Origin of the sequence: Nostoc flagelliforme FACHB-838, assembly GCF_014698065.1 — a bacterium.
In the GTDB taxonomy this organism is placed as follows: Bacteria; Cyanobacteriota; Cyanobacteriia; order Cyanobacteriales; family Nostocaceae; genus Nostoc; species Nostoc flagelliforme_B.
On the sequence record NZ_JACJSI010000436.1, the window covers coordinates 1 to 4632 of the forward strand.

Here is a 4632-nt window from a genome sequence, read left to right on the forward strand (position 1 = left end):
GGTGGATAATACTGAACCCCTACAATCATCCCCTGCTTTGTTCTTTGTCCTAACGAGTATTTTGGTGATGTCCAGTGATTGGGGATGGTGACAACTTTTGAAGTTTCCATACAATTGCTCCTATCTTTGTTTTGATTGTGTTTGTACTACTAGTTCGCCAAGTGAACTTGGCGGGGTAAAGGGTAAAGGGAAAGGGGGAAAGGTTTTAAATCCCTTACCATTTTCCCTTTCCCCTTTTCCCAACTCTCACCCAGCATCTTTGGGTTTGCAGACTATTACTTGCTGCTGCCTTTTCTCCACCAAAATCTGACCGATAGTTCCTCCAGTACCCAGCCCTAACATGGCTGTAGAAATTATGTACATTGTATTTCTGCCAAAAATTTGCACTCCTAAATACCCGATAGATATGGACGCTAATGTGCTAGTCAGACCTACAGCAATTACTTGTGCTTGATTCCGTTGCATAATTAGAATGCCTTTCCTTGATAGAGGTTTTAAGTTGTATGATTTTGCTGTTAGGTAATCGCGCCACTTGGCAATTTATGATCGAATTGACACCGAGACAACAAATTTTTATACAAGATGATGTGACTACCCATTTACATCATTTAGCTGCATACCTTAAGCAAATTCAGTCTTTGTGGGCTCAAGGCTTGTCGCAGGAATTGATGCTGACTCTGGTCAAAGAAAGTCGATACTTTATTGAGTGGACTGTGCCAGATATGGTAAAAGCAGATGACATTGATAGAGCAGCAGAGTTAGTTGACTTAGGTCGTTTGCTGACTGAATGGCTATTCAATTGGGAGAACATTTGGTCGGATGCCGAACAAAAGCAATCTGCATCTCTTGAAACTTCATATTGGTTACGTCGGGTTTTGGAAATATCTCGTACAGAACCGGAATCAATGAGTGCCTGATCTCTATGAAGCCTTCTTTCGCTTCACCAGCACTGAACGCAAGTACTGCCGACAAGTTGCTTCTCCCCGATAAATCAGAATCCGCAGCGCCTGTATTTCCTGCATTGGAGAAACACAGATTTCGGCAATGGCACTAATCAGATTTTGTTGCGATCGCACATAATCTTGATGCTGCTGCTCCAACTCTTGAATCTTGGAGTTTAGCTGTTGTATCTGCCGTAATGCTTGCGTCACGGATGATTCTTTGTTTTGAGAGCGGTTGTCCAAAGTTAATGTCATTTTGTTGCTCCTTATTTATTTAGATAGTCGAAAGCTTTGCCAATCCGGGCATTTATCACCGAAGCAGCCTTTGGGATGAACAGCGCAATTGAGAAGCACACCGTTGTAAACAACCCCGTGGAAATGCTTGCAACCTCGGCACGGAAGAGGCACAGGTCTAGGTTTCAGTGATTCTTCAAATTGCGCTGCCTCAATCCGACTACTGATAAACATGGTCAATCCAGTTCCCATCATGCTGAAACACAAAGCCAGCCTAGCGCTTAAATTGGGATGATTTGCTTTTGTTTGCCACAGAAATACAGCCCCACTGAAAACAGTGGAAAATGCGAAAACTCCAATGGCAGATTTAAGAATCAATTGTTTTGTGTTCATCTTTGTTTTTTAGGTGGTTCGTGCTTAGATAATAGAGCGCCAAAGTCGTAAATCGTTACTGTTGGTTTTGGTTCAGATTCAAGTTTTGATTTCGATTCTATTACAAGTTCGGGACTACCCAAGCCGACTGCATTTTTAATTTCTTGCTCCATGACTTGATTCTCCTTGTTGATTAAATTGCTCCACCTGATCAATTGCCTCTACTACTTCTCCCAAAATATTGAATGCATCATTTAGCACTACATTGTTCGATGTAGAAAAGTACTCGGACGATTGAAGCCTGCGATAATCCTTACTACTCCCCACAAGCCGCAACGTATATTGACACCCTTGTAAAATAGTCCGAATCTCTGATGTAGTTAATTTGATTTCCATTATTGTTTCTCTCCCTAAAATTTATCTCGTTGAATACTGAAACTTGCTCCAACTAGAGAACTACCTAAGAATGCGGAAAAACTTACCAGCATTGCACCCAGGCAAATATTTTTCTGTTGCTCCCAACCAGAAATGATTATGTTGGGATTAGCATTTATGTCAATAATCTCCAGCCCCCAGCACCCCATTGCCCCTACTCCTGAAAACCCAGTTAAGAGCAGAGAGACAATTGCAGTTGTTTCTATGGTGCGATCAATGAATACTTTGGGGTTAAATCTTTTTCGAGTCCGGCGTAGAAGTAATTTTGGTTTACTGTTTAAAGGCATAGACGATTGTTGAAGTATTTTTTGACTTCTCATTCGGCTTCATCTAGCTCCACAAAAAAACCTGCACCAGTATTTGTCACTTTCACCAGCTTTCGATTGACCAGTGTTTGAATCACGCTAAGACTAAAGTTTATAGTGCATAATCGTGCGCTACCCCCACAACGTCGGAGGTAATGTAGGCATAGTGAGGAATTGTCAGTAGGAGTGGGATAAGTGGATTTTCTCGGCATAATATTTTTCCTATTGGTGTTATGAGAAGAAATGTTTGTTTCAATTGAGTTCAGGCAATTGTGCAAGCGATCCTTCCATCGAGTCGTTGATTGCTCTTGTTTCATCTACTCCTCGTACCACAGCGTCAACGACGTGTTTCTGATAAAAGTTAGCAGCATGATTCGGATGTCCAAACTTATTCCCAGCCCAAGCCAAACACATGGTTTTCACCAGTTCATCAATTTGAAGAGAATCAAGCTCACTCGGACTCGTAACATTTCGAGAATGCAGCCAAACTTTTACCAAATCCAACGAGTAATTTAAAAGTGTGCGAACTTCTTTGACTCGTAAATCTTTTGGATTGATTGATGGTGGAGTTATAGCTTGTTTGGTTGGCTGAACTCTAGGCTGTTGATTGTCTTTGCGGGGTCTAATATTATTTTGTGCTTGTTCTGTCTTTTGAGAAGTAGTTGCGCCTTCAGCATCATTATCTTCATCAGCCGTGACTGATAAAATTGCACAAACCGCATATCGACGTGCATAAGTTAATGCTGCACCAAACTTTTGAGAGTCAGCAATCTCAGGTAAAGGATAAGTGCTGGTGATACTCTCTCCAGATTCATGAAAAATATGAGTCCGTAGTACAGTTTTACTTTCAAAAATTTCGGTGGTTTGAATTATTACTAATCCATGTTTACTAAGTCCGGGAGTGACAGCATCTAACACAGCATCTAGCGTTGCATATTTGCGCTTGTAGTGAGGATTAGTACCATCTTTTTGAATGGGGTTAAACTCTGACTTTGCCTTGATTAAAGCTTTGATTAGTTCTTGCATTGTCTAGTCCTCTCACTCTACCAATAGTTTTCATTGATATCGCCAGACGCTTTTTTGCTAGACTTAGCTTTATTTATCTGAAACTCTGAGGCTTTTAGCACAGGCATTGCAGCTTGTTTTACTGAAGTTTTGGCTTGCAGATAGAGAAATTGTGTTACTCCATCAGCGTCTTCACCATCTTCTACTTGCGCCCATAAAGAACAACCCAGTTCCAGCGATTCGTAGTCGCCAAGATTAAATTTTCTAGAGTAGCTAACAGATACAGTTGTGAATTTCATTTTTTGGGGTTTACTAAACTTTAGTCGTCAATTTTCTTCGTTAGTATCAATCATCTCAAAGCTGAGTCTTTGACATAAATCCCCAGCTTTTACACCAACAATTCCTGGCTCAATTTCAGTAGATAATTCCTCAATGATTGAATGAAATCCAGGGTCTTTATCGTTGATTTCAACCTCAATCAAACCTGCTTTATTCGATATAACAGTTGCCCAACTTGGGCTTTGCTTGAGGAATACTGGTTGCATAGAATTTCATACTTCTAATTCCTGATTAAACTTGACCTCAACGATTTCTTCGACACAACCCATTGCCTCCCCCAAGTAATGCAGGACATCGGCTAAGTGAGTCGCTGCTTCTGGGTCAATCTTCTTGTCTGCAATCAACAAAAGCCAGTTTTCATCTTGGGCAATCGCTTGAATCTTCACGTAGCACGAGTTAAATTTTTGTAGGATCTCTATGGGTGACATTGCTACATTCACTCTCATTTCGTTGTTTTATTTTGATAAAATTTAGCTTGACTCCTAGCCACACAGGTGGGACTTCCTCCCCACCCCTTTCCTTACACTGCAACCAAATCTTTCACTTGTGGCACGTATCTCTTTAACCTTTCCCAGTCCTCGCTCGTCAACGCATCAAATTCTTTATCGAGTAACTCTTCTTCTGTAGATGACTGTTCTGTAGCCGTTGTTGATACCCTTGCCACGTTCATGAAGCCGTCTAGACCGACTGCTGCATCAATCGGCTCGGCGTATCGAAGAGAATCCACTCCGTTAGACCAGTGCGTAATATGCTGAAATATCACCCCAATCATTGAATCAGCTTTGTACACTCGATAATTTCTGGGGCAAGCTCCATTGACATACACGAGTTTGTATCCAGTGATTTCCATGACCTCTGCGCTGGGGTCGGTTGGAGACAACAGTATCTTGTCAAGAGACTCTTTCAACTGAGTTTGTTCAAGAGAAAGTGGGCTAATCATATTTCGTATGCCATGATTTGAATTGTCATAAATCCTGTTGTAAGGCGATTGCATTTCTCTT

13 protein-coding genes are annotated in these 4632 nt (G+C 41.3%); 1 reads left to right on the forward strand and 12 read right to left on the reverse strand.

The window, feature by feature from the left end:
• Window positions 1-246: 246 nt before the first annotated feature.
• The gene (locus H6G97_RS45850) at window positions 247-465 is read right to left on the reverse strand and encodes a hypothetical protein (protein WP_190947060.1); all 219 of its coding nucleotides are present in this window, start codon (window positions 463-465) and stop codon (window positions 247-249) included.
• Window positions 466-503: 38 nt separating this feature from the next.
• Between H6G97_RS45850 and H6G97_RS45855 the strand changes: the two genes are divergently transcribed.
• The gene (locus tag H6G97_RS45855; RefSeq protein ID WP_242056079.1) at window positions 504-917 is read left to right on the forward strand and encodes a hypothetical protein; all 414 of its coding nucleotides are present in this window, start codon (window positions 504-506) and stop codon (window positions 915-917) included.
• A 3-nt stretch (window positions 918-920) separates the two neighbouring features.
• Here H6G97_RS45855 and H6G97_RS45860 read toward each other — a convergent pair whose 3' ends face one another.
• The 11 genes from H6G97_RS45860 to H6G97_RS45910 all read right to left on the reverse strand — a co-directional run.
• Window positions 921-1196 (reverse strand): hypothetical protein, encoded by a 276-nt coding sequence (locus H6G97_RS45860; RefSeq protein ID WP_190947061.1) that lies wholly within the window; start codon window positions 1194-1196, stop codon window positions 921-923.
• Between the two features lie 15 nt (window positions 1197-1211).
• Complete coding sequence (locus H6G97_RS45865; protein ID WP_190947062.1) at window positions 1212-1568, reverse strand: hypothetical protein; 357 nt, start codon at window positions 1566-1568, stop codon at window positions 1212-1214.
• On the reverse strand, window positions 1565-1720 hold the full coding sequence (locus tag H6G97_RS45870; RefSeq protein WP_190947063.1) for a hypothetical protein: 156 nt from the start codon (window positions 1718-1720) through the stop codon (window positions 1565-1567). The genes H6G97_RS45865 and H6G97_RS45870 overlap by 4 nt, the downstream gene beginning before the upstream one ends.
• On the reverse strand, window positions 1704-1943 hold the full coding sequence (locus H6G97_RS45875; protein ID WP_190947064.1) for a hypothetical protein: 240 nt from the start codon (window positions 1941-1943) through the stop codon (window positions 1704-1706). The genes H6G97_RS45870 and H6G97_RS45875 overlap by 17 nt, the downstream gene beginning before the upstream one ends.
• A 14-nt stretch (window positions 1944-1957) precedes the next feature.
• Window positions 1958-2269: a hypothetical protein gene (locus H6G97_RS45880; protein ID WP_242056080.1), complete on the reverse strand. Its 312-nt coding sequence runs from the start codon at window positions 2267-2269 to the stop codon at window positions 1958-1960.
• A 29-nt stretch (window positions 2270-2298) separates the two neighbouring features.
• Window positions 2299-2499 (reverse strand): hypothetical protein, encoded by a 201-nt coding sequence (locus H6G97_RS45885; protein ID WP_190947066.1) that lies wholly within the window; start codon window positions 2497-2499, stop codon window positions 2299-2301.
• A 40-nt stretch (window positions 2500-2539) separates the two neighbouring features.
• Entirely contained in the window at window positions 2540-3313 is a 774-nt protein-coding gene (locus H6G97_RS45890; protein WP_190947067.1) for an ERF family protein, read from the reverse strand.
• A 17-nt stretch (window positions 3314-3330) separates the two neighbouring features.
• Window positions 3331-3591, reverse strand: coding sequence for a hypothetical protein (locus H6G97_RS45895; protein WP_190947068.1), 261 nt, complete (start codon window positions 3589-3591; stop codon window positions 3331-3333).
• A 27-nt stretch (window positions 3592-3618) separates the two neighbouring features.
• Window positions 3619-3837 carry a hypothetical protein gene (locus H6G97_RS45900; protein ID WP_190947069.1) on the reverse strand — a complete coding sequence of 73 codons (219 nt, stop codon included), beginning with the start codon at window positions 3835-3837 and terminating at the stop codon, window positions 3619-3621.
• A gap of 6 nt (window positions 3838-3843) precedes the next feature.
• Window positions 3844-4059 (reverse strand): hypothetical protein, encoded by a 216-nt coding sequence (locus tag H6G97_RS45905; RefSeq protein WP_190947070.1) that lies wholly within the window; start codon window positions 4057-4059, stop codon window positions 3844-3846.
• A gap of 92 nt (window positions 4060-4151) precedes the next feature.
• Window positions 4152-4632, reverse strand: a 481-nt coding sequence (locus tag H6G97_RS45910; RefSeq protein ID WP_206759172.1) for a hypothetical protein, incomplete at its 5' end; no start/stop codon positions are given.